Origin of the sequence: Scatolibacter rhodanostii (assembly GCF_900197595.1) — a bacterium.
Lineage (GTDB): Bacteria > Bacillota > Clostridia > Oscillospirales > Acutalibacteraceae > Scatolibacter > Scatolibacter rhodanostii.
On the sequence record NZ_FZLO01000003.1, the window covers coordinates 70,153 to 96,269 of the forward strand.

General features: G+C 46.2%; 18 protein-coding genes. 5 read left to right on the top strand and 13 right to left on the bottom strand.

Annotation, left to right across the window (positions count from 1 at the left end; translation table 11 throughout):
* Nucleotides 1-164 precede the first annotated feature (164 nt).
* On the top strand, nt 165-4,007 hold the full coding sequence (locus CS931_RS12935; protein ID WP_242964937.1) for a beta strand repeat-containing protein: 3,843 nt from the start codon (nt 165-167) through the stop codon (nt 4,005-4,007).
* A 380-nt stretch (nt 4,008-4,387) separates the two neighbouring features.
* Nucleotides 4,388-8,320 carry a beta strand repeat-containing protein gene (locus CS931_RS12940; protein WP_242964938.1) on the top strand — a complete coding sequence of 1,311 codons (3,933 nt, stop codon included), beginning with the start codon at nt 4,388-4,390 and terminating at the stop codon, nt 8,318-8,320.
* A 307-nt stretch (nt 8,321-8,627) separates the two neighbouring features.
* On the opposite strand, the gene CS931_RS07830 is transcribed toward CS931_RS12940, so the two are convergent.
* The 4 genes from CS931_RS07830 to CS931_RS07845 all read right to left on the bottom strand — a co-directional run bounded on the left by CS931_RS07830 (nt 8,628) and on the right by CS931_RS07845 (nt 12,542).
* Nucleotides 8,628-9,848 (bottom strand): aspartate kinase, encoded by a 1,221-nt coding sequence (locus CS931_RS07830; protein WP_099205227.1) that lies wholly within the window; start codon nt 9,846-9,848, stop codon nt 8,628-8,630.
* Between the two features lie 17 nt (nt 9,849-9,865).
* Nucleotides 9,866-10,762 carry a homoserine kinase gene (thrB, locus tag CS931_RS07835; RefSeq protein ID WP_099205228.1) on the bottom strand — a complete coding sequence of 299 codons (897 nt, stop codon included), beginning with the start codon at nt 10,760-10,762 and terminating at the stop codon, nt 9,866-9,868.
* An 11-nt stretch (nt 10,763-10,773) separates the two neighbouring features.
* Nucleotides 10,774-12,012, bottom strand: coding sequence for a homoserine dehydrogenase (locus CS931_RS07840; protein ID WP_099205229.1), 1,239 nt, complete (start codon nt 12,010-12,012; stop codon nt 10,774-10,776).
* 89 nt (nt 12,013-12,101) lie between these two features.
* Entirely contained in the window at nt 12,102-12,542 is a 441-nt protein-coding gene (locus tag CS931_RS07845) for an ACT domain-containing protein (protein ID WP_099205230.1), read from the bottom strand.
* 274 nt (nt 12,543-12,816) lie between these two features.
* Here CS931_RS07845 and CS931_RS07850 point away from each other — a divergent pair, with 274 nt between their 5' ends.
* Nucleotides 12,817-13,149 (top strand): DUF6442 family protein, encoded by a 333-nt coding sequence (locus CS931_RS07850; RefSeq protein ID WP_099205231.1) that lies wholly within the window; start codon nt 12,817-12,819, stop codon nt 13,147-13,149.
* A 1-nt stretch (nt 13,150) separates the two neighbouring features.
* Nucleotides 13,151-13,360 (top strand): helix-turn-helix transcriptional regulator, encoded by a 210-nt coding sequence (locus tag CS931_RS07855; protein WP_099205232.1) that lies wholly within the window; start codon nt 13,151-13,153, stop codon nt 13,358-13,360.
* A 35-nt stretch (nt 13,361-13,395) separates the two neighbouring features.
* Here the strand turns inward: CS931_RS07855 and CS931_RS07860 are convergent, their stop codons facing one another.
* Nucleotides 13,396-14,043 carry a cell wall hydrolase gene (locus tag CS931_RS07860; protein ID WP_099205233.1) on the bottom strand — a complete coding sequence of 216 codons (648 nt, stop codon included), beginning with the start codon at nt 14,041-14,043 and terminating at the stop codon, nt 13,396-13,398.
* 186 nt (nt 14,044-14,229) lie between these two features.
* Nucleotides 14,230-14,511, bottom strand: a complete 282-nt coding sequence (locus CS931_RS07865) for a zinc-ribbon domain containing protein (protein ID WP_099205234.1) — start codon at nt 14,509-14,511, stop codon at nt 14,230-14,232.
* A gap of 325 nt (nt 14,512-14,836) precedes the next feature.
* Between CS931_RS07865 and CS931_RS07870 the strand changes: the two genes are divergently transcribed.
* Nucleotides 14,837-16,369 (top strand): YifB family Mg chelatase-like AAA ATPase, encoded by a 1,533-nt coding sequence (locus tag CS931_RS07870; protein WP_099205235.1) that lies wholly within the window; start codon nt 14,837-14,839, stop codon nt 16,367-16,369.
* A 359-nt stretch (nt 16,370-16,728) separates the two neighbouring features.
* Here CS931_RS07870 and tuf read toward each other — a convergent pair whose 3' ends face one another.
* The 7 genes from tuf to CS931_RS07905 all read right to left on the bottom strand — a co-directional run bounded on the left by tuf (nt 16,729) and on the right by CS931_RS07905 (nt 25,918).
* Nucleotides 16,729-17,928, bottom strand: a complete 1,200-nt coding sequence (gene tuf / locus CS931_RS07875; RefSeq protein ID WP_099205236.1) for an elongation factor Tu — start codon at nt 17,926-17,928, stop codon at nt 16,729-16,731.
* A 96-nt stretch (nt 17,929-18,024) separates the two neighbouring features.
* Nucleotides 18,025-20,106, bottom strand: a complete 2,082-nt coding sequence (gene fusA / locus CS931_RS07880; protein WP_099205237.1) for an elongation factor G — start codon at nt 20,104-20,106, stop codon at nt 18,025-18,027.
* 20 nt (nt 20,107-20,126) lie between these two features.
* On the bottom strand, nt 20,127-20,597 hold the full coding sequence (gene rpsG, locus CS931_RS07885) for a 30S ribosomal protein S7 (protein WP_099205238.1): 471 nt from the start codon (nt 20,595-20,597) through the stop codon (nt 20,127-20,129).
* 196 nt (nt 20,598-20,793) lie between these two features.
* Complete coding sequence (gene rpsL, locus CS931_RS07890; protein ID WP_099205239.1) at nt 20,794-21,216, bottom strand: 30S ribosomal protein S12; 423 nt, start codon at nt 21,214-21,216, stop codon at nt 20,794-20,796.
* Nucleotides 21,217-21,416: 200 nt separating this feature from the next.
* Nucleotides 21,417-22,415 (bottom strand): Gfo/Idh/MocA family protein, encoded by a 999-nt coding sequence (locus tag CS931_RS07895; RefSeq protein ID WP_099205240.1) that lies wholly within the window; start codon nt 22,413-22,415, stop codon nt 21,417-21,419.
* A gap of 245 nt (nt 22,416-22,660) precedes the next feature.
* Complete coding sequence (locus CS931_RS07900; protein WP_099205241.1) at nt 22,661-23,737, bottom strand: 6-phosphofructokinase; 1,077 nt, start codon at nt 23,735-23,737, stop codon at nt 22,661-22,663.
* A 9-nt stretch (nt 23,738-23,746) separates the two neighbouring features.
* Complete coding sequence (locus tag CS931_RS07905; RefSeq protein WP_242964939.1) at nt 23,747-25,918, bottom strand: RNA degradosome polyphosphate kinase; 2,172 nt, start codon at nt 25,916-25,918, stop codon at nt 23,747-23,749.
* Nucleotides 25,919-26,117: the final 199 nt, after the last annotated feature.

Consider the following 26,117-nt stretch of genomic DNA (forward strand, 5'->3'; position numbering starts at 1 on the left):
GGATACTCCCTTTTTTCTAGCCACATCCCAAAGAAAAAATGAAAAGGAATCAAAGCAAAGGACTAAATAAATATATAAAAAGGGGAAGTCGAACATCAAGAGAAAGAATGCCATAGAATGTACTGTGCTACACACGTCCAAATTCCCACAATGGAGGTTTTAATATGAATATTTACCGCTGCGGTGACAACGAGGCGGGCGTTCCAAAGCGTCCCTCCTCTTCTTGTCCTCACCCGGATTGTCCTACCCCTTCTCCATGTCCTTCGCCCTACCCTCCACCTTGTCCGCCTCCCGTTCCCTGCTTCATACCCGGCCCTACCGGTGCTACTGGATTGACCGGTGCAACAGGTGCTACCGGACCTGCCGGTCTTGCTGGTGCAATTGGTCCGACCGGACCTACGGGTTCTACCGGAGCTACCGGTATTGGTGCTACTGGACCTGCTGGCTCAATCGGTCCGACCGGACCCACTGGTTCTACCGGAGCTACCGGTGTCGGTGATACTGGACCTGCCGGTCCTGCCGGCGCAATCGGTCCAACCGGACCCACTGGTTCTACTGGAGCTACCGGTGTCGGTGATACCGGACCAGCCGGACCTGTTGGTGCAATCGGTGCAACCGGGCCCACTGGTTCTACCGGAGCTACCGGTGTTGGTGATACCGGGCCTACCGGTGCCACTGGTGCTACCGGACCTTCTGACGGACCTCCCGGTCCTACCGGTCCCACTGGACCTACCGGACCTTCTGATGGTCCTCCCGGTCCTACTGGACCTACTGGACCTACTGGACCTACTGGACCTACTGGCGCTACCGGCATAGGTGAAACCGGGCCTGCTGGCGCCGATGGTGCTACTGGTCCTACCGGCCCTACTGGTATTGGTTTAACAGGTCCCACTGGTGCTACCGGTGCCACCGGTGCTGACGGTACTCCTGGTGGTCCTACTGGTCCTACTGGTCCCGCTGGTCCTACCGGACCTTCTGGTGCCCCTACTGGTGAAACCGGCGCCACTGGCCCTACAGGTCCTACCGGCGCCACTGGTGCTGATGGCCTTACCGGCCCTACTGGTGATACTGGCCCTGCCGGCCTTGTCGGTGCCACTGGACCCACTGGTCCTACCGGCGTCACTGGTGTTGGTGATACCGGACCTGCCGGTCCCGCTGGTGCCATTGGCCCTACTGGAGCTACTGGTTCTACCGGTGCCACTGGTATTGGCGAAATGGGATCTACCGGGCCCACTGGCGCCACCGGTGCCACTGGACCTTCTGACGGACCTCCCGGCCCTACTGGTCCCACTGGGCCTACCGGTCCTTCTGATGGTCCTCCCGGTCCTACTGGTCCCACTGGTATTGATGGTGTCACCGGTCCCACTGGACCTACTGGCCCAACTGGCATAACAGGCACTGAGGGTGTCACTGGACCTACTGGCCCTACCGGACCTGCTGGAGACACTGGTCCCACCGGTTCTACTGGTATTGGTGAGATCGGACCTACCGGACCCACTGGTGCCACAGGCGCCACTGGACCTTCCGACGGTCCTCCAGGACCTACTGGCCCCACCGGGCCTACTGGGCCTTCTGATGGTCCTCCCGGTCCTACTGGTGCTACCGGGCCTACCGGTGCTGATGGTGCTACCGGGCCCACTGGGCCTACCGGCGCTACCGGTGCGACTGGTTCTCTTGCACAAGGCGATGCTCTATTTACCGTTAGCGGCACTTCTGGTGCTGCCACCATGGGCTTTGGTGATGGCCTAATTTTCACATCCGATACCCTTGACATCAACGTTTCTCCCGGCTCTGTCGTTGTTGCCATCGAAAGTCCTAATATTACAGGAACTACCGGCCCTACTGGTGCCGATGGTGCAACTGGTGCTACCGGGCCCACTGGCGCTACTGGTGCTGACGGTACTCCTGGTGGCCCTCCTGGTCCTACCGGCGCTACCGGACCCACGGGACCCTCCGGTGCTCCCACCGGTGAAACCGGGCCTACCGGTCCCACTGGCGCCGATGGTGCTACCGGGCCGACCGGTGACACTGGCCCTGCTGGTATTACCGGCGCTACCGGTTCGACTGGCTCTACAGGAATAGGCCAAACCGGACCGACCGGTCCCACTGGTGCTACTGGTGCTGACGGTACTCCCGGTGGTCCTCCCGGTCCTACTGGTGCTACCGGACCCACTGGACCCTCCGGTGCTCCCACGGGTGAAACCGGACCAACCGGACCTACTGGTGCTGATGGTTCTACCGGACCCACTGGTGCTACCGGAGCCACTGGTGACACCGGTCCTGCCGGCCTTGTCGGCGCTACCGGGTCTACTGGTGCAACGGGTGCAACTGGTGCTACTGGCGTTACTGGAACTACCGGATCCACCGGTTCTACTGGGCCTACTGGTACAGACGGATCAACTGGGGCTACCGGACCTACCGGTGCTGATGGTGCTACTGGTGTTGGTGACACCGGACCTACCGGGCCCACTGGTCCTACCGGACCTTCTGACGGGCCTCCTGGTCCGACTGGTCCCACAGGACCCACCGGACCTTCTGACGGACCTACCGGTGACACCGGACCGACTGGTGCTGACGGTGCTACCGGACCTACCGGCGACACTGGACCTACTGGTGCCGACGGTGCTACCGGTCCTACCGGCATAACAGGTGTTGATGGTGTTACTGGTCCTACCGGACCCACTGGTATCACTGGTATTGGTGACACTGGACCTACCGGACCTACTGGCCCTACCGGGCCTTCTGACGGACCTCCCGGACCGACTGGTCCTACCGGACCCACAGGACCTTCTGACGGTCCTACCGGCGACACCGGACCCACTGGTGCTGATGGTGCCACTGGTCCCACCGGTGCTGATGGTGCTACCGGTCCTACTGGCGCTGATGGCGCTACCGGACCTACCGGTGCTGACGGTGCTACCGGGCCTACCGGCGCTAACGGTGCTACCGGGCCTACTGGCGCTGATGGCGCTACCGGGCCTACTGGTGTCACTGGTATTGGTGACACTGGACCTACCGGACCTACTGGCCCTACAGGGCCTTCTGACGGACCTCCCGGACCGACTGGTCCTACCGGACCCACCGGACCTTCTGATGGCCCCACCGGCGACACAGGACCTACTGGTGCCGATGGTCCTACCGGTGATACTGGCCCTACTGGTGTTGACGGCGCTACCGGGCCAACTGGTCCCACTGGACCCTCTGGTCCTACCGGCACCGGTGATACCGGTCCCACTGGCCCTACCGGCCCTACCGGCCCATCTGATGGTCCTACCGGACCGACTGGTCCCACCGGTCCCACCGGACCTTCCGACGGACCTACCGGTCCTACCGGCGAAGTTGGTCCTACCGGACCTTCTGGTACTGATGGCATCACTGGCCCTACTGGGCCTACCGGTGCCGGCGAAACCGGGCCTACTGGCCCTACCGGGCCTTCTGGCACTGACGGCGTTACTGGCCCTACCGGGCCCACTGGCCCTACCGGACCTGCTCCTACGGGGGAAGGTGCAATTGTAACCTTCAACTCAAGTGGAGGCGGCAATGTGGCATCAACCGCCAACGGTTTAGCTGGTGTTCCTGTTGTTATCGGAACGGCATACCATGGATATGCCACCAATCCCCTTGGAACTGATACTCAAATTGATCTAAGTGCAGCACAGTCAGCATACACCCAGGCTATAGCAATGCCGCGTAATGGCACTATTACTTCGTTCTCAGCATTATTTGGTGCTACTAATCAAGTTACTGTTGGCAACGACTCTCATGTAATCATGGAAATATATGTTGCACCAGATAACACCTCTCTTTTCACAGCCACTGGAATCAGAATTAGTATTGCTATTCCTCCCACCACTTCTGAGACTGGCATCTTTTCAGCTGTCAATAATACGTTCCCACCTTTTGCTGTATCTGAGGGTGAACTTCTAATTTTAGTAGGAACTCTGACAACAGGTGTTGGAGCATCAAGTGTTACTATCAATGTAACTGGAGCAATTACTATCGTTTGACCTTAAAAGTAAACTACAGAGCATAGCAACATCAATATTAACTTTTTTATAGGCTATGCTTCATAAGCTTTTCAATTATTCTTTTTGTGAATTCAGCCAACTCATCTTCCACATTCAGAATGTCCTAATCGTATCAGGTAAATTGAGTCAATAACTGTTAAAGCTATGGGAAGCCCTCTGAATTTTCTGATTTGGAGGGCTTCGTCATTTAATATTTATTCTATCATAACCTTATTGATTTTTTATTTTAAATATTTTCTTCAATAAGAAAGATATCAAAAGAGGTAAAGATAAAAAAGGAAGTCGAACATCAAGAGAAAGAATGCCATAGAATGTACTGTGCTACACACGTCCAAAATTCCCACAATGGAGGTTTTAATATGAATATTTACCGCTGCGGTGATAACGAGGCGGGCGTTCCAAAACGTCCCTCCTCCTCTTGTCCCCGCCCGGATTCCTGTCCTACCCCTTCTCCATGCCCTTCGCCCTACCCTCCACCTTGTCCTCCTCCCGTCCCCTGCTTCATACCCGGTCCTACCGGCGCTACCGGTGCTACTGGATTGCCCGGTGTAACAGGCGCTACCGGACCTGCCGGTCTTGCTGGTGCAATTGGTCCGACCGGACCTACGGGTTCTACCGGAGCTACCGGTATTGGTGCTACTGGACCTGCTGGCTCAATCGGTCCGACCGGACCCACTGGTTCTACCGGAGCTACCGGTGTCGGTGATACTGGACCTGCCGGTCCTGCCGGCGCAATCGGTCCAACCGGACCCACTGGTTCTACTGGAGCTACCGGTGTCGGTGATACCGGACCAGCCGGACCTGTTGGTGCAATCGGTGCAACCGGGCCCACTGGTTCTACCGGAGCTACCGGTGTTGGTGATACCGGGCCTACCGGTGCCACTGGTGCTACCGGACCTTCTGACGGACCTCCCGGTCCTACCGGTCCCACTGGACCTACCGGACCTTCTGATGGTCCTCCCGGTCCTACTGGACCTACTGGACCTACTGGACCTACTGGACCTACTGGCGCTACCGGCATAGGTGAAACCGGGCCTGCTGGCGCCGATGGTGCTACTGGTCCTACCGGCCCTACTGGTATTGGTTTAACAGGTCCCACTGGTGCTACCGGTGCCACCGGTGCTGACGGTACTCCTGGTGGTCCTCCTGGTCCTACTGGTCCCGCTGGTCCTACCGGACCTTCTGGTGCCCCTACTGGTGAAACCGGCGCCACTGGCCCTACAGGTCCTACCGGCGCCACTGGTGCTGATGGCCTTACCGGCCCTACTGGTGATACTGGCCCTGCCGGCCTTGTCGGTGCCACTGGACCCACTGGTCCTACCGGCGTCACTGGTGTTGGTGATACCGGACCTGCCGGTCCCGCTGGTGCCATTGGCCCTACTGGAGCTACTGGTTCTACCGGTGCCACTGGTATTGGCGAAATGGGATCTACCGGGCCCACTGGCGCCACCGGTGCCACTGGACCTTCTGACGGACCTCCCGGCCCTACTGGTCCCACTGGGCCTACCGGTCCTTCTGATGGTCCTCCCGGTCCTACTGGTCCCACTGGTATTGATGGTGTCACCGGTCCCACTGGACCTACTGGCCCAACTGGCATAACAGGCACTGAGGGTGTCACTGGACCTACTGGCCCTACCGGACCTGCTGGAGACACTGGTCCCACCGGTTCTACTGGTATTGGTGAGATCGGACCTACCGGACCCACTGGTGCCACAGGCGCCACTGGACCTTCCGACGGTCCTCCAGGACCTACTGGCCCCACCGGGCCTACTGGGCCTTCTGATGGTCCTCCCGGTCCTACTGGTGCTACCGGGCCTACCGGTGCTGATGGTGCTACCGGGCCCACTGGGCCTACCGGCGCTACCGGTGCGACTGGTTCTCTTGCACAAGGCGATGCTCTATTTACCGTTAGCGGCACTTCTGGTGCTGCCACCATGGGCTTTGGTGATGGCCTAATTTTCACATCCGATACCCTTGACATCAACGTTTCTCCCGGCTCTGTCGTTGTTGCCATCGAAAGTCCTAATATTACAGGAACTACCGGCCCTACTGGTGCCGATGGTGCAACTGGTGCTACCGGGCCCACTGGCGCTACTGGTGCTGACGGTACTCCTGGTGGCCCTCCTGGTCCTACCGGCGCTACCGGACCCACGGGACCCTCCGGTGCTCCCACCGGTGAAACCGGGCCTACCGGTCCCACTGGCGCCGATGGTGCTACCGGGCCGACCGGTGACACTGGCCCTGCTGGTATTACCGGCGCTACCGGTTCGACTGGCTCTACAGGAATAGGCCAAACCGGACCGACCGGTCCCACTGGTGCTACTGGTGCTGACGGTACTCCCGGTGGTCCTCCCGGTCCTACTGGTGCTACCGGACCCACTGGACCCTCCGGTGCTCCCACGGGTGAAACCGGACCAACCGGACCTACTGGTGCTGATGGTTCTACCGGACCCACTGGTGCTACCGGAGCCACTGGTGACACCGGTCCTGCCGGCCTTGTCGGCGCTACCGGGTCTACTGGTGCAACGGGTGCAACTGGTGCTACTGGCGTTACTGGAACTACCGGATCCACCGGTTCTACTGGGCCTACTGGTACAGACGGATCAACTGGGGCTACCGGACCTACCGGTGCTGATGGTGCTACTGGTGTTGGTGACACCGGACCTACCGGGCCCACTGGTCCTACCGGACCTTCTGACGGGCCTCCTGGTCCGACTGGTCCCACAGGACCCACCGGACCTTCTGACGGACCTACCGGTGACACCGGACCGACTGGTGCTGACGGTGCTACCGGACCTACCGGCGACACTGGACCTACTGGTGCCGACGGTGCTACCGGTCCTACCGGCATAACAGGTGTTGATGGTGTTACTGGTCCTACCGGACCCACTGGTATCACTGGTATTGGTGACACTGGACCTACCGGACCTACTGGCCCTACCGGGCCTTCTGACGGACCTCCCGGACCGACTGGTCCTACCGGACCCACAGGACCTTCTGACGGTCCTACCGGTGACACCGGACCCACCGGTGCCGATGGTGCTACCGGACCTACCGGCGACACTGGACCTACTGGTGCCGACGGTGCTACCGGACCTACCGGGCCTACCGGTGCTGATGGCGCTACTGGCCCTACCGGTGACACTGGACCTACCGGTACTGACGGTGCCACTGGACCTACCGGTACTGACGGTGCCACTGGACCTACTGGTACTGACGGTGCCACTGGACCTACTGGCGCTGACGGTGCTACCGGACCTGCTGGTGTCGATGGTGCTACCGGACCTACCGGTCCCACTGGGCCTACCGGGCCTTCTGACGGTCCTCCCGGACCAACTGGTCCCACAGGACCCACCGGACCTTCTGATGGGCCTACTGGTGATACCGGGCCTACTGGTGACACCGGACCCACTGGTGACACTGGGCCTACTGGTGTTGACGGTGCTACTGGTCCTACCGGACCGACTGGTGCCGATGGCGCCACTGGTGTTGGTGATACGGGTCCTACCGGACCCACTGGACCTACCGGACCTTCTGACGGCCCTACCGGGCCTACTGGTCCCACTGGTCCTACCGGCCCTTCTGACGGACCTACCGGACCTACTGGCGAAGTTGGTCCCACCGGACCTTCTGGTGCTGACGGCGTCACTGGTCCTACCGGACCCACTGGTGTTGGCGAAACTGGCTCTACCGGACCTACCGGTATTGACGGCTCTACCGGTCCTACCGGGCCCACTGGCCCTACTGGGCCTGCTCCTACGGGCGCTGCTGAATCATTACTAGCTTATTCAAGCAATGGCCCCCTAACTACTCAAACCCTGGCCTCTGGTCAACCAGGGACGGCCATAGTAGTCGGCGTTGGTGGATGTGCGGTTCCTGCTGAGAATATCACCCCTCCAACCTTAACCATAGATTCAACAAACACTAGTAACGCATTGACACTTCGACTACCAATTCCAATATTGCGTGATGCAACTATTAATGCAATATCCGTATTTTATAAAGCTGGTGGTTCGGGTTCTCAGACCGTTGGGTCTAATGCCGTTTTACGTGTTGAAGCATATGTATCTGATCCTCCAAGTGATTTATATGAGGCGTCTGGCATATTTGTCGAATTTGAACTTCCAAATACAGTGCCCCTTAGTCAAACGGGCGTGCAAACTTCTTCCTCTTCCCTTACGCCTCACTCTATAAGTGAGTCAGCACTTGTGGTATTGGTAGCATACTTGACTTCGGGTGCACCTACCATTTCTTTTGAAGTCGGCCTTAACGCAACAATATCTATCACTTGATTCTAATATTCAATCTCTTAAGATGTACACTAATTTTTGTGTTCTTTATTGTCTAATTTGATGCTATAAAAATAGGGCACATCAGTTATGTAATCAACAAATGCAACAATTTTATAGCCCTCAGAGCTTAAAGGTTCTGAGGGCTATGCCTTTTATATTTCATTTCAAGGTAGCAACTTGTACTTTATCTGTTACTTTAAGCCCACTCTTTTCAGAGCTATTATAACACGCATGATAATTGCAGCAACAAAAAAGGCTATGAGCAAACAAAACAGTTTCTCATAGCCTTTTCCATATTTATTTTAAATTAGTCTCTACCGTTAACAGGAAAGAATTTATCATGAATGGCAGCCACAGCGCGGTCACTGTCTGTCTTAGAAATCAGCACAGATATTTTGATTTCGCTGGTAGAAATCATCTGAATATTGACATTATTGCCGTACAAGCATTCAAACATAGCCGATGCCACACCTGGGTTTGTTTCCATACCGGCACCGACAATGGACACTTTGGCAACTTCGTCATCTGCCACTAAACCAGTAGCACCTAATTTTTCGGTATATTCTTTTAGAATATCAATTGTTTCTTGCATTTTAGATTTTTCAACTGTGAAACTAATATCTTTTGTTCCATTTCTACCGATAGATTGAAGAATAATATCAATGTTGATGCCTTTTGCTGAAACTTTCGAGAAGATTTTAAAAGCTAAGCCAGGCTTATCAGGAACACCAATGACGGAAATTCTGGCAATATTTTCATCTTTAGCGACACCGCTGATTAACATTTTCTCCATATTTTTTTCCTCCTTGACAATTGTGCCTTTCTTGCGTGTTAAGCTTGAAAGCACTTCTAATTCGATATTATATTTTTTTGCCATTTCTACTGAACGGTTATGAAGAACTTGTGCGCCTAAAGTTGCCAGTTCTAACATTTCATCATAGGAAATACTGTCAAGCTTAACTGCTCCGGAAATCTTTCTTGGGTCTGCTGTGTAAACACCGTCGACATCTGTATAAATCTGACATAAGTCTGCGTGCATGCTCGCCGCAATGGCAACTGCACTCGTGTCAGAACCGCCACGACCTAAAGTGGTCATATCGTCATATTTGTTGACGCCCTGAAAACCGGTTACCACAACAATATTCTTCTTGTCAAGCTCTTTGCGAATTCTCGAACCATCGAGTCTTTTAATTCTGGCATTGCCATAACTTGACGTGGTATGAAAACCTGCCTGCCAACCTAGCAGTGAAACAACGGGAAAACCCAGCTTTTCAATCGCCATTGCCAACAAAGAAGCTGAAATCTGTTCGCCTGCCGAAAGCAGCATATCCATCTCACGTTTCGATGGACTTTTATTGATTTCTGCAGCTTTTTCAATGAAGTCGTCTGTTGTATCTCCCTGTGCAGAAACGACAACAACAACATCATTGCCCTCTTTATATTTAGACGTGACAATATCTGCCACATTAAAAATTCTCTCTGCATCTCTGACTGAAGTACCACCAAATTTTTGCACAATCAGTGACATAATTTTTTCCTCCAAGCTTATTCAATCACAATTTTAGCACCATTTTCGTCAGCAGCTAAAACTTCTACCTGCCAGCCGTCAACACCTTTTTCCTGCAAATGAGCACGGCAGTTTTCGCCAAAGCCATCAGCTTGGCTGGTTTCTACCATCGAAATAATCGTTGGCCCTGCCCCGCTAATATAGGTACCAAGCGAGCCGAGCTCATAGCTCATTCGAAACACGGTATCGCAGTTATCAATCAACCCAGAACGATAAGGCTGGTGAATCCTATCCTGTACAGCAACACGCAAGTTTTGCAGTTCCCCTGAAAATAAAGAAGCTGTCATCAGCCCTGAACGAGAAAGGTTATATACCGCATCCCCTCTCGAGTATTGGTCAGGCAAAGCTTTTCTGGCTTTCTCCGTCTTGAGTTCAAACGGCGGAATCATCACCACAAAGCGAATTTTATCCGATACAGGAACACTGACACTGTAGACTCTTTCACCCTCCATCGCCGAAGCAACCAACCCGCCTGAAATCGCAGGCGTTGTGTTATCAGGATGACCCTCCATCTTCGCCGCCATATTAATTAGATCTGACTGCGAAAGAGGGTTTCCCATAAAACGGTTGGCACCCATAATGCCAGCTACAATACAAGAGGAACTGCTGCCCAATCCTCTGGCAAGCGGAATGTTGTTCTCCTGAACGATTTTGAGGCCCGGTAATGTTTTTCCGCATTCCCGATATAAATATTCAGCAGCCCAAAAAATTAGATTTTCTCTTGTCTTGGGCACTTCAATAGAATCTTTACAGCTAATCTCCACTTCATCAGATTCTTCCATCCATATACGATTTTTAAGTGTGAGCGCAATACCAAGAGAGTCGAATCCTGCTCCTAAATTGGCACTGGTCGCCGGCACGTCAATTCTTATCATGAATCTTCCCCCTAAAAACTAGACAGACGAATTTTCCCTTTGACTATTATATCCGTCAAGGCCGCCAGTTTTTCTTCTAACACTGGTTCGGTGATTTCATTCACGATAAAACCGGCCTCACCTATTTGCTCGCTCTTGCGAATAATGCGAGTAATGCTCCCAAACGAATTTTCAGCATTTTTCAGCGCAGCATCAACATCTTCGGCATTGATATGCACAAAGAAAGACTCAAGCTGTGTTTTGTAATCCACTAGCATACCTTCTTTGCTGTCTTCCCAATATAGATATTTTCTGGCTTTAAAGTGTTTGATACAATCAATCACATCTGCCACTACTGCACTGGCCGTTGGCAGCTTGCCGGCACCCTTACCATAGAAAACCACATCGCCTGTAGCATCCCCACGTACCATGATACCATTAAAGACATCATCTACGTGAGCCAGCTGGCTGTCATTGCTGACAAACATCGGTCCTACTAGTATATGTAATCTACCGTCGGGGAGTTTTTTTACTTTGCCAATTAATTTAATTACGCCGCCCCACGCCTTGGCATAGCCGACATCCTCCAAAGTAATTTTGGTAATCCCTTCTGCGTGAACAGTTTCAGGATAGACGTGATGACCAAAAGCGAGAGAAGACAATATACAAATCTTACGCTGAGCATCATAGCCCTCAACATCGGCTGCCGGATCACGTTCTGCATAACCAAGCTCTTGTGCTAATTGTAACGCCTCATCAAAGCCCATTTTGTCGGTAATCATCTTTGTCAAGATAAAATTAGTCGTACCGTTAAGAATACCAGCAATTTCCGTCACATCATTAGCCGCCAAACATTGGCTAATCGGGCGAATAATCGGAATTCCCCCGCCGACACTTGCTTCAAATAAGAAATTTAGATTATTTTTCTGTGCAATGGCAAGCAGTTCGGCACCTTTTGCTGCCACCAATTCTTTATTGGAGGTCACAACACTTTTGCCGTTTTCTAAACAAGCTTTTGCAAAGTCATAGGCAGGATGTACCCCACCCAATACTTCAACCACAATTTTTACTTCGTCATCATGCAAAATTACATCAAAATCTTTTGTAAACAAATTGTGGTAAGACAACTCCGGAAATTCTCTCAAATCCAGAATATGCTTCACCACAATTTCTTCTTTTGCTCTTTCTTGCAGGCTTTCAGCATGTGATAAGATAACTTCTACCACGCCTGAACCTACTACACCATGCCCTAAAACCGCTATTTTAGCCATATTCCTATCCAATCCTTTCACAGGTAATGTACTTTTAGTCAAACTGGGCATTCAACCCAAATATTGAATTCTCCCAGCCTGTTTTTATCTTAATCAGAAATACTGTCAATTTTTATAACACCATGAACGCTTGCCAATCCTTTGAGAAAAGAATCTGAATCTTCTTCCATTTGATTAATTCTAGCAGAAATTGAAACAAATGCTTTGCCTTTCACCGGAATATTCTGATTTACTGTCAGAATGTTTGCATTTGCTTTGTAAAAATAAGAAAGCAGATTCATTAAAACGCCGGGTCTGTCATTGAGTACAAGCTGAACTGTCAAAATCCCGCCTGTTTCTTTTTTTATGTAAGGATAAACCGCGTCACGATATTTATAATATACACTGCGAGAAATCCCTACTATTTTTACGGCCTCTGATGTACTGGCCGCCTTACCGTTTCTAAGAAGTTCAGTTGCCTGAAGTACTTTTTGAAATACCTCTGGCAAAACTCTTTCATCTATTACCAAGTACGAATTTTCATTATTCATTATTGATTGTCCACCACCAAAACACTGTTGTATTCCGATAATGTACAGTTTAACATAGTACTCCTAAAAAATCAACCTGTTTTTTCTCCTAACACTTTACCTACATTCCTATGAATTTTGTGTGTTTTTTCATGATAAAGATTACTGCGCCTTTTATAATAATTTTTTAGATGTACTTCAGAGCATCTAAATTTAATTTGAAAATAATATTGACAAGTTTACTTGTCAATGATAAGATAATGACAATAAAACTTGTCAAGGAGAAAAAACTGCAATGAACAAAGAAGAAATTTTGGCGCAAAGTAGGAAAGAAAACGAAGACGAAGGCTTTGATTACGCACAGAATAAAGGGAATTATTTTGGCCTTAAAGCTATCTGCGCTTTAGTCATTCTCTTCATCATCACAAACATGGTAAACAGGCACAAGACCTTAACCTATGCAGATGCTAACTACTCTGTCCTCAGTCTATTTTGGGGCTACTTAGGTTTTCAACAGATGGGAATCTATCAATTTACCAAGAAAAAATCAACACTAGTTACAGCGATACTAGCCATATTAGCTAGCGTTATTGGCTTATTCGGTTATATGATTGAAGGATTTTTTTAATATGGATGATTCACTCATTTTACACAACAATATTAAAGATACACGCAAAGAGCAAAACCTTTCTCAAACCCAATTGGCCGAAATAGTGGGCGTTTCGCGTAACACCATCAGTTCCATAGAAACAGGACAATTCAACCCTACTGCCAAGCTCGCTTTGCTGCTTTGCCTAGCTCTAGACAAAAAATTTGAAGAACTGTTTTATTTTGATTAATCTTATAGGAAAAGGAGGCAGACATCTGCCTCCTTTTACGGTATATAACAGAAATAAGTGGTGGTTCCCAAATATTTATCATAATATTCTTCATGAACCTCCCCTTGAATGAATTCACTTTGACCCACCACACCAACAGGTAAAATAGAGCCATGTTCTAAAATATATTGGGCATTTTCAATTGCCTTTTCGCTAGGTTCTTCATAGATACTGCCATTTGTCACACAAGAATATTGTCCCTCATCAAAAATGACATCCTCAATTGTGTCTGGATATTGGTCGCTACTCACACGGTTCAATACTACGCTGCCCACGGCTTGCTGCAACCAATCTGGCATCCATGAACTGCCTGCTTCAGCTTGAATAACTCGTGATAACCAATATAAATCATCTGTTTTTGCGGGTTCTTCTTCAATGGGCGCTTCCACGGCTACGGCTTCTACTTCTATATCCAATGGCTCTTCACCCAATGCCATATTTTTGAATTCTTCTGTCGGCGTAAATGCCAGAATGTCAAGAAGCTTTTCAGCAGCTTTTGCAATTTCTTCTTGCCTAACATCTGCCTGTTTGCCCTTTGTTTTCAACTCCTCTGTTTTTATTTCAGCGGCAATAATTTTAGGTGCCATAATGATATAAACAATCATAAAACCTATAAGCGTCAGAATTGAAAATTTCTTCTTCATAAAACACCTCTTTTTATCGGCTCAAAACCGCAAATAGCCCTGTTCTTTAAATTAGGAACTATCTTCCATTTTGTGCAAAAAATTATATTTTATACTAAATTGGTGAAAGTATGAAGCATATAAAAAAACTTTGCTCCATAGTTGAAGCAAAGTTTTTAGGTAATCTTTTTAAACTGGCTATGTAGTTTACGCTTGCTCTTCTTTAATGCGAGCAAAGCATTCGCTGCAATACACTGGTCTATCTTCTCTTGGCTTGAAAGGCACTACTGCCTCTTTTCCACAAGAAGCACAAACGGCTGTGAATGTTTCACGTTCTGCTTTAACTGCATTTTTACGTGTTACACGGCAATCTTTACATCTCTGGGGTTCGTTCACAAAACCCTTAGAATCATAAAATTCTTGCTCGCCCGCTGTGAAAACGAATTCCTGTCCACAATCTTTACAAGTTAATGTTTTGTCTTCATACATTTTAATTTACCTCGCTTTGAGTTATATAGATTGCCCTTTGCGGAATTGCACCGCAACACTTGATATCAGCGTTACTAAACTACGGGCACATTGAAGCCATATTTTCGCTTTTAAAAATTTAAGTGAACAAACCGTTTGTTAATCTGTTAACAACCTCTATTTTCAGAAGTCTGTCCCTTATCTTTTCCTAATAATATACCAAAAATATTAAATAGTCAATATAAATTTACTTACTATGTCTAAAATTTTGAGTTGTATTTCACAATAACAATTGAATTTAGTCTAATTTCGTCGTATAATGTATAAAAAAGTAGGAGTGAACCAAATGGTTGCAAAAACATATAGTATGGGTCTTTTTGGCATGGAAGCATTCCCGGTAGAGGTCGAAACCGATTTATCTCCGGGTCTCCCTGCCTTTGAACTGGTTGGTTTACCTGACGCCTCTGTCCGTGAATCTCGTGATCGAGTACGCTCTGCTCTCAAGAACTGTGGCTTTTCCTTTCCGGTTAGCCGCATTACCATTAATTTGGCACCGGCCGATAAAAGAAAAGAGGGGCCAATTTATGACCTCCCCATTTTTATTTCACTATTGCAGGCAAATCGTCAACTCACTTTTGCCGTAACAGATTCTGTATTTATCGGCGAATTGTCTCTTTCCGGAGATTTGCGTCCTGCTAGAGGGGTACTCTCCATGATTTTAAAAGCCAAAGAACTCGGTTTTACTAGCGTATTCATTCCATGGGAAAATGCTACTGAAGCATCTATTGTAAAAGATATTCAAGTCTTTGCTTTTAAGCACATAACAGAATTATTGCAGCATCTTACCGGAGAAAAAATGGTTGCCCCCTATCCTTTCTCTCCCCCCAAACCTGCTAACTTAACAACCGACTTAGATTTTGCTGATGTAAAAGGACAATCTGAAGCTAAAAGAGCTTTAGAAATTGCTGCTGCCGGAGGACACAATATTTTACTTATTGGACCTCCAGGATCTGGAAAGAGCATGCTCGCTAAGCGTTTGCCCTCTATCCTGCCCACCATGACCTTTGATGAGGCAATTGAGACCACAAAAATCCACTCCATTGCTGGTTTTATGGATAAAGAACACGCCTTGGTGCAAACTAGACCCTTTCGCTCTCCTCATCATACCGTTTCTACTGCAGGCCTTTCGGGTGGTGGAACCGTTCCGCGACCAGGCGAAATTTCTATGGCGCACAACGGTGTCCTTTTTCTAGATGAATTGCCGGAATTTTCACGCAGCGCTATGGAAATACTGCGTCAGCCCTTAGAGGACAATATGGTTACAATCTCTCGAGTCAGCGGGAGTATCAGTTATCCTTGCAACGTTATGCTGGTAGCTGCCATGAATCCATGTCCCTGCGGCTATTTCGGGCACAGCAGCCGACCCTGTATTTGCTCTTTGCGAGCTGTTAACCAATATTTAGGTAAAATTTCCGGCCCGCTCCTTGATCGCCTTGATTTACACATTGAAGTTCCTCCTGTTGAATTTCAAGATTTATCTAATGCAGAAAAATCAGAATCCTCTGCGCAAATTCGTTTGAGAGTAGAACAAGCACGTACCCTTCAACAAAAACGTTTTGCGGGAACTGATATCCATGCCAATGCCAATATTCCGTCAGCCGGACTTCGCGAAATGTGTGAAATGACGTCCTCTGCTGTTGGCATATTAGAGCGTGCTTTTGAACAGTTCTCTTTTTCTGCCAGAACATACGACCGTGTTTTAAAAGTTTCACGCACGATAGCCGATTTAGACGGTAGCGTTTTGATTGATTTACCTCATGTGGCAGAAGCTGTGCAATACCGAAGCTTAGACCGAAAATATTGGCTTAATGAACTCTAATAGCAAACTACAAACAGCCGCTATCCTGTACGGATGACGGCTATATCTTGTTTCTAAAACTAAAAATCCAGTTTATTCTAGATTTTATCTATAAAATTGTACTTTCACATATAGATTCTGAATTGAGAAAAAGGCATGAGAATGTTAATGATTGATATCTCAATAGATAATTATATGGTTTTTAGACAATCCAATATAATTTATCTACTCTCCGCTTAGTGGATAAATTAGCAAAGATGAGTGAAACTCCTGTGCTCTATCCACTTGAGAAAATTAAACTTGAAACAAAATAAATAAGAGAGCCTCTCGCAAACTTGCGAGAAGCTCTCTTTATAGGTTACCCTATCAAAATTTAAATCTTAGTTAATACCAGAAACAACGCCGGAACCAACTGTACGTCCGCCTTCACGAATAGCAAAACGTAGACCTTCTTCGATAGCAATAGGAGTAATCAGCTCAACGTTCATGTCAACGTTATCGCCAGGCATACACATTTCTGTGCCTTCTGGCAGAGAGATGATACCAGTAACGTCTGTTGTTCTGAAATAGAACTGAGGACGATAGTTGTTGAAGAAAGGAGTATGACGTCCGCCTTCATCTTTATTCAGGATATAAACCTGGCCTTTGAATTTGGTGTGAGGATTGATTGAACCGGGTTTAGCCAAAACTTGGCCACGCTCGATTTCACTTCTCTGAACACCACGTAGCAAAGCACCAACGTTATCGCCAGCTTCGGCATAATCCAAAGTCTTGCGGAACATTTCCATGCTTGTTACAACAACTTTTCTTCTCTCATCAGTCATACCAACGATTTCAACTTCATCGCCAGAATTGACCTTTCCTCTTTCAACTCTACCAGTAGCAACGGTGCCACGACCAGAAATAGTCATAACATCTTCAACAGGCATCAAGAAAGGAAGCTCTGATTTACGTTCTGGAGTTGGGATGAATGAATCAACAGCAGCCATCAGCTCGTTAATGCAAGCATATTCAGGAGCAGTTGGGTCTGTAGAAGTAGATTCAAGAACGTTCAAGCCTGAACCACGGATGATTGGCGTATCATCGCCTGGGAATTCATATTCATTCAGCAAATCACGAATTTCCATCTCAACAAGGTCAAGAAGCTCTTCGTCATCAACTTGGTCAACTTTGTTCATGAACACAACGATATAAGGCACGCCAACCTGACGAGCAAGAAGAATGTGCTCTCTTGTCTGAGGCATAGGGCCATCAGCAGCAGAAACAACCAGAATAGCACCGTCCATCTGAGCAGCACCAGTGATCATGTTCTTAACATAGTCAGCATGTCCAGGGCAGTCAACGTGAGCATAGTGACGAGCATCTGTCTGATATTCAACGTGAGCTGTATTAATAGTAATACCACGCTCTCTCTCTTCAGGAGCCTTGTCAATGTTTGCATAATCTGCAAAGTCTGCGTTACCTTCAAGATTTAGAACCTTTGTGATAGCGGCAGTAAGAGTTGTTTTACCGTGGTCAACGTGACCGATTGTACCAATGTTAACGTGTGGCTTATTACGTTCAAATTTTGCTTTTGCCATTGGAATTTTCCCCCTTTTATCTAATTAAAATATTCTCATCTGTTACAACGTCCATTTTAGCAACAAAGAACAAAAAAATCAAGTAGATTTTATGGCTTAGTCAGCCTTTTTTGTTCTTGAAGAAATGATATCTTCTGAAACAGATTTTGGAACTTCACTGTAGTGAGCTGGTTCCATTGTATATTGAGCACGTCCCTGTGTTTTAGAACGCATATCAGTTGCATATCCAAACATCTCAGAGAGCGGCACTTCACTGTTTACCTGCTGAGCACCCGGCAACGCATCCATACCGAGAATCATTCCACGACGTGAGTTAAGGTCGCCGATAACGTCGCCCATATACTCTTCTGGAGTAATAACAGTAACTTTCATAATCGGCTCAAGCAGTACAGGACTTGCTTTTCTTGCAGCTTCTTTAAAAGCCATAGAGCCGGCAATTTTAAATGCCATTTCAGATGAGTCAACTTCGTGGTATGAACCATCATACAAGGTAACTTTTACGTCAACCATGTTATATCCGGCCAAAATACCTGACATCATGGCACCCTGAATGCCTTGGTCAACAGCAGGAATATACTCTTTCGGAATAGATCCGCCAACAACACCATTTACAAATTCATAGCCTTTTTCTGGGTTCGGCTCAATACGAATCTTAACGTGACCATATTGACCTTTACCACCAGACTGTCTGGCGTATTTTGTATCTGCTGCTGCTTCCATGCGAATGGTTTCTTTATAAGCAACCTGCGGCTTACCTACGTTAGCTTCAACCTTAAATTCTCTCATCAAACGGTCAACGATGATTTCAAGATGAAGCTCACCCATACCAGCGATGATGGTCTGTCCTGTTTCTTCATCAGTATAAGCTTTAAATGTTGGATCTTCTTCAGCAAGCTTTGCCAAAGCAATACCCATTTTTTCCTGACCTGCTTTTGTTTTCGGTTCAATAGCAACACGAATAACAGGCTCTGGGAATTCCATGGATTCCAGAATAATCGGATGCTTTTCATCACAAAGTGTATCACCGGTTGTGGTATTTTTCAAACCAACAGCAGCAGCAATATCTCCTGCATACACGGTTTCAATGTCTTGACGATGGTTAGCATGCATCTGCACGATACGACCGATACGTTCTGTGTTATCTTTTACTGAGTTATATACGCTAGAACCAGCATTAATGGTTCCGGAATATACACGGAAGAAGCAAAGTTTTCCAACAAAGGGATCAGTTGCAATCTTGAAAGCCAATGCAGCGAAAGGCTCTTCATCAGAAGAATGACGTACATCCTCTTCTTCAGTATCAGGATTAACACCTTTGATTGATTCAACATCAGTTGGAGCCGGCATATAATCAATAACAGCATCCAAAAGCTTTTGAACGCCCTTGTTACGGTAAGAAGTACCGCAAGTGACAGGAACCATTTCATTAGCCAGTGTTGATTTACGGATTACTTTCTTCATTTCTTCAATGGTCATTTCTTCTCCAGAGAGATATTTATCCATCAAAGCTTCGTCTTGCTCAGCAATATGCTCCAGCAGTTCTGTGTGATACTTGTCTGCTGTTTCTTTTAAATCTTCTGGAATATCTTCTACACGAATGTCATTGCCAACATCATCATAATAGACATAGGCTTTCATTTCGAGCAAGTCAATAATTCCTTTGAATGTTTCTTCAGAGCCGATGGGCAGCTGAATCGGAACAGCATTACATTTTAATCTGTCCTTCATCATCTGAACAACGCGATAGAAATCGGCGCCCATGACGTCCATTTTGTTGATATACGCCATACGAGGGACTTTATATTCCTCAGCTTGACGCCAAACTGTTTCTGATTGGGGCTCAACGCCGCCTTTAGCACAAAAAACAGTAACTGAACCATCCAGGACTCTCAATGAGCGTTCAACTTCAACGGTGAAGTCAACGTGTCCGGGAGTATCAATAATGTTAATTCTGTGATTTTTCCAGAAACAGGTAGTAGCAGCAGAAGTAATTGTAATACCTCTTTCCTGCTCCTGCGCCATCCAGTCCATCGTGGCATTACCGTCATGAGTTTCACCGATTTTATGGTTGATACCGGTGTAGTATAAAATACGCTCTGTTGTCGTAGTTTTACCTGCATCGATATGCGCCATGATACCGATATTTCTCGTCAGCTCAAGTGATACCTGTCTGGCCATAGATTCCTCCTTAATTTACATTACCATCTGTAATGTGCGAATGCTCTGTTGGCATCTGCCATTTTGTGTGTGTCTTCGCGCTTCTTAGCAGCGCCGCCTGTACCGTTCACAGCATCCAGGATTTCTCCAGCCAGTCTTTCTTTCATTGTTCTTTCAGAACGAAGTCTAGAATAGTTCGTCATCCAACGAAGACCGAGTGTCTGACGTCTCTCAGGACGTACTTCAAGCGGTACTTGATAGGTAGAACCACCAACACGACGTGCTTTAACTTCAAGGCTTGGCATAACATTCTCCATAGCCTGCTCAAACACCTCAAGTGCTTCTTTACCTGTTTTTTCTGCAACAATATCAAATGCACCATAAACGATTTTCTGGGCTACACCCTTCTTGCCGTCATACATAATACTGTTTACTAAACGTGTAACTAATTTTGAACCATACATAGGGTCTGGTAAAACATCGCGTTTTACTACATTGCCTCTTCTTGGCATAATCTTCCCTCCTTCATAAAATGATATCATCGGTACTCGAAAGCGACAACCTTCCGTGTGGCAAGAAAGGCACATTTTTACACTTTATCTTTTAGCAATTAACTCACCAAATATAAATATAAGAAAATGCCCGTCCGCATTCTGCGGCCGCCATAAGAATTCTGTCATGATTGAAAGAAATCTTTCTCAATCAGCTTTACTTAGCGCCTGCTTTTGGTCTCTTTGCGCCGTACTTGGAACGACTCTGCATACGTTTTGCAACGCCTTGAGCATCCAAAGTACCACGGATGATGTGATAACGTGTACCAGGAAGGTCACGAACTCTTCCTCCACGAATCATAACAACACTGTGTTCCTGCAGATTGTGTCCGATTCCGGGGATATAAGCAGTAACTTCCATACCATTGGAAAGTCTAACTCTGGCAACTTTACGAAGAGCAGAGTTCGGTTTTTTCGGTGTCACAGTCTTAACAGTTGTACAAACACCACGTTTTTGCGGAGAGTTTTTATCAAAAGAAACTCTTTTCTTTGAATTCCATCCCTTGAGCAAAGCCGGGGTCTTGTGTCTGTTTTCAGCAACGCTGCGTCCATGGTGAACAAGCTGGTTAAAGGTTGGCATAAGGCACCTCCTTACAATAATAATTATGATTTATTAAAAATGCTGACAGTCATACAAAAACCATTTTCAGCATGAAATACCGAAAACGGCATAAAATCAACATCCCAATCATCGTCAAATTATACCACTGTCATTTCTAAATGTCAAGATGGCTATGTATTGATTTGAATTGCATCATTTTTTGAGTTCTTTTCTTACTTTTAAGAAAAATCGCTTTCAAACACAATTTGCAGTTCTGCGCGTGCTTCTTGCATAAAATGGCTGACATTCACACTCATCATCTGGCAAACTTGATAATCTTTTTCATACTGCTCGGGCTCTGTAATATAGTGATAAAAATCAGCAGCTTCATATCCCATTAATTTAAATTTTTCTTCATCAGCAAAAATTTCTTTTTTCTCGCCATGAGAAGTAATCAAAACCATATCAGCTAAACGAGATATTGAATCAATGTAAATTGTGCCATTTTGCCCTTGAATTTCACTGCCGGCATTGGATTCTCCAATTTTCGAATAAGTTAATGTCACTAATTCATCCGGATATTGAAGTGTTAAAATACCGCTTGCGTCTGCGCCGCCTCTTAGAAGTTTGGAAGCAGCCGTAAAACTATCGGGTTTCCCAAAATAATAGAGAGCCGGATAAACGCAGTAAACACCTAAATCCATGAGTGCACCTGTTTCCATTTTTCGATTAAATATATTCGGCAGATTGCCCGCTAGATAATCATCAAATTTAGAAGACCGCTGACAAAAATCAAATTTAGCAAATGAAATTTTGCCGATTTGTGTCAAAGCTTCTTCTAATAACTTTCTTTGCGGCAAATGCATAAACATAATAGCCTCCAGAAAAACCAATCCTTTTTCCTGAGCCAATTTTTGAAGCTCAAGGACTTTGTCTGCTTGTGCACTTACTGGTTTTTCACAGATAACATGCTTACCGTTTAAAAGAAACAGTTTGCTATACTCATAATGAAGTACATTGGGGCTGGCAATATATACAGCATCAATCGCTTTCGATTTTGCCATTTCTTCCAAATCGCTAAATGCATATTCCGCGCCATGTTTTTGAGCATATTCATCCGCACGCTCCTGCTGACGGGAATAAACAGCTGTCAGCTGCCAAAGGCCTGTGTCTTTGGCTCCCTTTATATATTCATCGGCAATCCAACCTGAGCCGATTGTTCCAAAATTAAGCATCATTTTCTCCTTTTATCCTTTAACATCCTATTTTAAACTACTGCACATAAAATAGCAAAACTTTTAAATTCACTTGAAAAAATCTTACTTTTGCGGTAATGCTTTTCAACAATATTTGATTTCTTAATAGATGCAGTGCAATCAATAAAACAAAAACCTCTCTTTATACTAGAAAATATCCATACACGAAAACATGAATAATCTTATACAAACTTGTATAAAAAGAATCGAATATTTTACTTACTATCTTAGTCCCCGAAGCTGATTCCTATTTGTCTGGCAGCTTGAATTTCATCGCAATTTACAGGCACGCTTTTCAGTTTGCCTGCTACTTCACTCAAAGGCACAGGGATAGTTTGTCCGTTTACAACACCCACCATAACACCAAACTTCTCCTCTGCTATCAATTCGGCCGCTTTCGCACCAAGCTTTGTGCAAAGTACCCTGTCATAAGCACAAGGAGAACCACCACGCTGGAAATGTCCTGGCACACAAACTCTAATTTCATTGCTAATTCTCTGCTGTAATTCTGCATTGATTTTGTAAACCACAGAAGGGTATGGTGATGCCGCCCTTGCCTTTTTCAGCTCTTTTTTGCTCATTTGAGATTCTTCTACAGAAATGGCTCCTTCGGCTACGGCCAAAATAGAAAAACGTTTACCTGCTTTTTGTCTTTCTTGCAATACTTCTGCAATTTTATCAATATTGTAAGGAATCTCCGGCAAGAGAATCACATCTGCGCCACCGGCAATACCGGCGGAAAGCGTCAGCCAACCTACTTTATGACCCATTACCTCAATTAGAAAATTACGCCCATGAGAGGTCGCCGTAGTATGAATACCGTCTACTACAGCTGTTGCGATTTCTACTGCACTATGAAAACCAAAGGTGACGTCTGTTCCTGTAATATCGTTGTCAATCGTTTTGGGCAGATGAATAATATTAAGCCCGTTTTCACTCAATAAATTAGCCGTTTTTTGCGTACCGTTGCCTCCGAGAACCACCAATGCATTTAGCTTTAGCTTTTGGTAAGTTCCCTTCATGTTTTTGACTTTATCTACATTATCTTCGCCAATCACACTCATTTGTTTAAACGGCTGGCGGGAGGTTCCTAAAATCGTTCCCCCAAGAGTAAGAATACCTGAAAAATCGTCGGGCCGCATCAAACGGTAATTTCCTTGAATTAATCCTCTATAGCCATCTTGTATGCCGTAAATTTCAACTTTGTCTCCAAAGTTTTCATACAAAGCCTTCGCCACTCCCCGAATGGCTGCATTTAAACCTTGGCAGTCGCCGCCACTTGTCAAAATTCCTACTCTTTTCATATCATTCTCCTATCTTTTATCTACGTCGGACAAATGAAGTGGTATAAACCTTTCATTTTTCCCTTTTACATGTATAGCGTTGCTCCTCTTTTGCGCTTCTTCATATTGTATCATCTGGCTGTGTATTCTCTTCTTCCCCCTGCGGCTAACTGCTTTATATTTTCCGTCAGCACCCAGTTCTCTGGCATTGAAATTATCCATCAATTGCATTTCCAAAAGAGAGGTTAATCGTTCTTTAAGCTCCTCTTCTACTATAGGGAAAACTAATTCTACCCGTCTATCTAAATTTCGTTGCATCCAGTCGGCGCTGCCAATATAGACAAGTGGTTCTCCGCCATTCTCAAACTTAAAAATGCGGCTGTGCTCTAAAAATTGTCCGACAATGCTGATCACACGAATGTTTTCGCTCACGCCTTCTACGCCGGGCAGCAAACAGCAAATCCCTCTGACAATTAAATTGATTTTCACACCCGCCTGCGATGCCTTATATAAAGAAGAAATTAGTTTTGGATCGACCAGCGAGTTTACTTTCACTGTAATGCCGCTTGGTTCTCCTGCCTGCGCATGCTGAATTTCAGTTTCTATTTTCTTTTCAAAAAAGTCTCTCATATATTGCGGTGCTACCACAAAATGAGTATACTGCGGCGATGCAGAATAACCGGTGATTACATTAAATAATAAAGAGGCATCTTCACCAAAAGCCTGTCGAGCTGTAAAAAGCCCAAAATCAGTATAGACTCTTGCCGTAGAATCATTGTAGTTGCCTGTACCCAAATGCAGATATCGCCTAATTTCTTCTCCCTCACGGCGCACTACTAAAGCTATTTTACAATGGGTTTTTAATCCTTGCAAGCCATAAATAACATGGCAACCCGATTTTTCCAATTTCTTTGCCCAATTAATGTTATTTTCTTCATCAAAGCGTGCTTTTAGTTCTACTAGCACCGTTACTTGCTTTCCGTTTTCAGCTGCTTTTATCAGGGCAGCGATAATAGGAGAATGACCGCTTACACGGTAAAGGGTTTGCTTAATGGCCAACACGTTAGCATCTTCCGCTGCGGTGGTAATAAACTTTGTGACAATATCAAAGCTTTCATAGGGGTGATAGACCAGACGATCTTTCTCTCGAATGACTTCAAAAATATCTTTTTCTTCAGCAAAATCCGCACTCTCTACGGGAATAATCGGAGCAAAGCAAAGGTGAGAAAATTCAGGTTCAGAAGCAAACTTAGAAAAGAATGTCAAATCAAGTGGTCCGGCTAGTTCATAAATATCCGGTGTTTTAATTCTTAGCATGGAAATCAAAAATTCACGGATTGGACGATCGCATTTCTTTAAAATCTCCAATCGAACCGGCCGACCTCTTTTTCGCTTTTTAATGGATTTCTGAATCTCTGTTAGAAAATCCTGAGCTTCTTCATCGATTTCCAAATCAGAATCTCTTGTAAGCCGGAAAGGGCTTGCTGCCTTAATGTCATGAAGCTCAAATAAGTCACCAAGCTTATGGATAATAATATCCTCTAAAAGAGTGAAAACTCTTTCACTCCCTGTAGAAGGAAGCTCTAAATAGCGAGGGAGAATAGACGGCACCTGCACAACGGCAAAACAGGTTTCCTCCCCTTTTTCTTTTCTTTTTAACCGCACCGCAATATTTAGCGATTGATTGGCAAGCATCGGAAAAGGTCTGCTGCCATCTACTGCCAAAGGCGTGAGCACTGGAAATAACATCGTATCAAAATAGTTTTCTGCAAACTTTCTTTGTTCCTGTGTCATTTCACTGATTGGTGCAAATGTTATCTTTTCTTTTAACAAAGCCGGCATAATAGAACGCAGTAAACACGAATATTGTCTTTGCATAAAATGCTGCGATTTTTCATGCAATTCGTCCATAAGTTGCTGTGGGGTTCGTCCTGAATCATCAATCTTTTGATATTTTGACTTTACCTGCGCTTTAACGCCTGCCACACGCACCATAAAAAACTCATCTAAATTTGAAGAAGTAATCGCTAAAAAGCGAAGTCTTTCCATAATCGGATTCGTTCTCTTGAACGCCTCTTCGAGCACTCTTTTATTAAAAGCCAGCCAGCTTAATTCGCGATTCAAATAGGGCGTTTTGATTTTCGCTTTTTCTCTTTTATCTTTATTCATATCAGCATTACTCTCCGCTCTTAAAATTATCATGCGAAACTCTCCAGAATTTATTCAGTCTTTTCTTTTTATTATACTAACGCACCTGTTTTTTTTCAATTGTTGCTCCAAAATTTTACATAAGTTTTGCTTAAAATTGACGTTATTCTAATAAATATATTTTTGATTTAGAATATCTCTAAATTCATGTCCCTAAAATAGCAATATTCGACAAAATAAGACATAGAATCAC

Excerpts from the sequence above, each read along its gene's own strand:
- CS931_RS12935 (WP_242964937.1), top strand. The coding sequence starts at position 165 with ATGAATATTTACCGCTGCGGTGACAACGAGGCGGGCGTTCCAAAGCGT.
- CS931_RS12940 (WP_242964938.1), top strand. The coding sequence starts at position 4,388 with ATGAATATTTACCGCTGCGGTGATAACGAGGCGGGCGTTCCAAAACGT.
- CS931_RS07830 (WP_099205227.1), bottom strand. The coding sequence starts at position 9,848 with ATGTCACTGATTGTGCAAAAATTTGGTGGTACTTCAGTCAGAGATGCA.
- thrB (WP_099205228.1), bottom strand. The coding sequence starts at position 10,762 with ATGATAAGAATTGACGTGCCGGCGACCAGTGCCAATTTAGGAGCAGGA.
- CS931_RS07840 (WP_099205229.1), bottom strand. The coding sequence starts at position 12,012 with ATGGCTAAAATAGCGGTTTTAGGGCATGGTGTAGTAGGTTCAGGCGTG.
- CS931_RS07845 (WP_099205230.1), bottom strand. The coding sequence starts at position 12,542 with ATGAATAATGAAAATTCGTACTTGGTAATAGATGAAAGAGTTTTGCCA.
- CS931_RS07850 (WP_099205231.1), top strand. The coding sequence starts at position 12,817 with ATGAACAAAGAAGAAATTTTGGCGCAAAGTAGGAAAGAAAACGAAGAC.
- CS931_RS07855 (WP_099205232.1), top strand. The coding sequence starts at position 13,151 with ATGGATGATTCACTCATTTTACACAACAATATTAAAGATACACGCAAA.
- CS931_RS07860 (WP_099205233.1), bottom strand. The coding sequence starts at position 14,043 with ATGAAGAAGAAATTTTCAATTCTGACGCTTATAGGTTTTATGATTGTT.
- CS931_RS07865 (WP_099205234.1), bottom strand. The coding sequence starts at position 14,511 with ATGTATGAAGACAAAACATTAACTTGTAAAGATTGTGGACAGGAATTC.
- CS931_RS07870 (WP_099205235.1), top strand. The coding sequence starts at position 14,837 with ATGGTTGCAAAAACATATAGTATGGGTCTTTTTGGCATGGAAGCATTC.
- tuf (WP_099205236.1), bottom strand. The coding sequence starts at position 17,928 with ATGGCAAAAGCAAAATTTGAACGTAATAAGCCACACGTTAACATTGGT.
- fusA (WP_099205237.1), bottom strand. The coding sequence starts at position 20,106 with ATGGCCAGACAGGTATCACTTGAGCTGACGAGAAATATCGGTATCATG.
- rpsG (WP_099205238.1), bottom strand. The coding sequence starts at position 20,597 with ATGCCAAGAAGAGGCAATGTAGTAAAACGCGATGTTTTACCAGACCCT.
- rpsL (WP_099205239.1), bottom strand. The coding sequence starts at position 21,216 with ATGCCAACCTTTAACCAGCTTGTTCACCATGGACGCAGCGTTGCTGAA.
- CS931_RS07895 (WP_099205240.1), bottom strand. The coding sequence starts at position 22,415 with ATGATGCTTAATTTTGGAACAATCGGCTCAGGTTGGATTGCCGATGAA.
- CS931_RS07900 (WP_099205241.1), bottom strand. The coding sequence starts at position 23,737 with ATGAAAAGAGTAGGAATTTTGACAAGTGGCGGCGACTGCCAAGGTTTA.
- CS931_RS07905 (WP_242964939.1), bottom strand. The coding sequence starts at position 25,918 with ATGATAATTTTAAGAGCGGAGAGTAATGCTGATATGAATAAAGATAAA.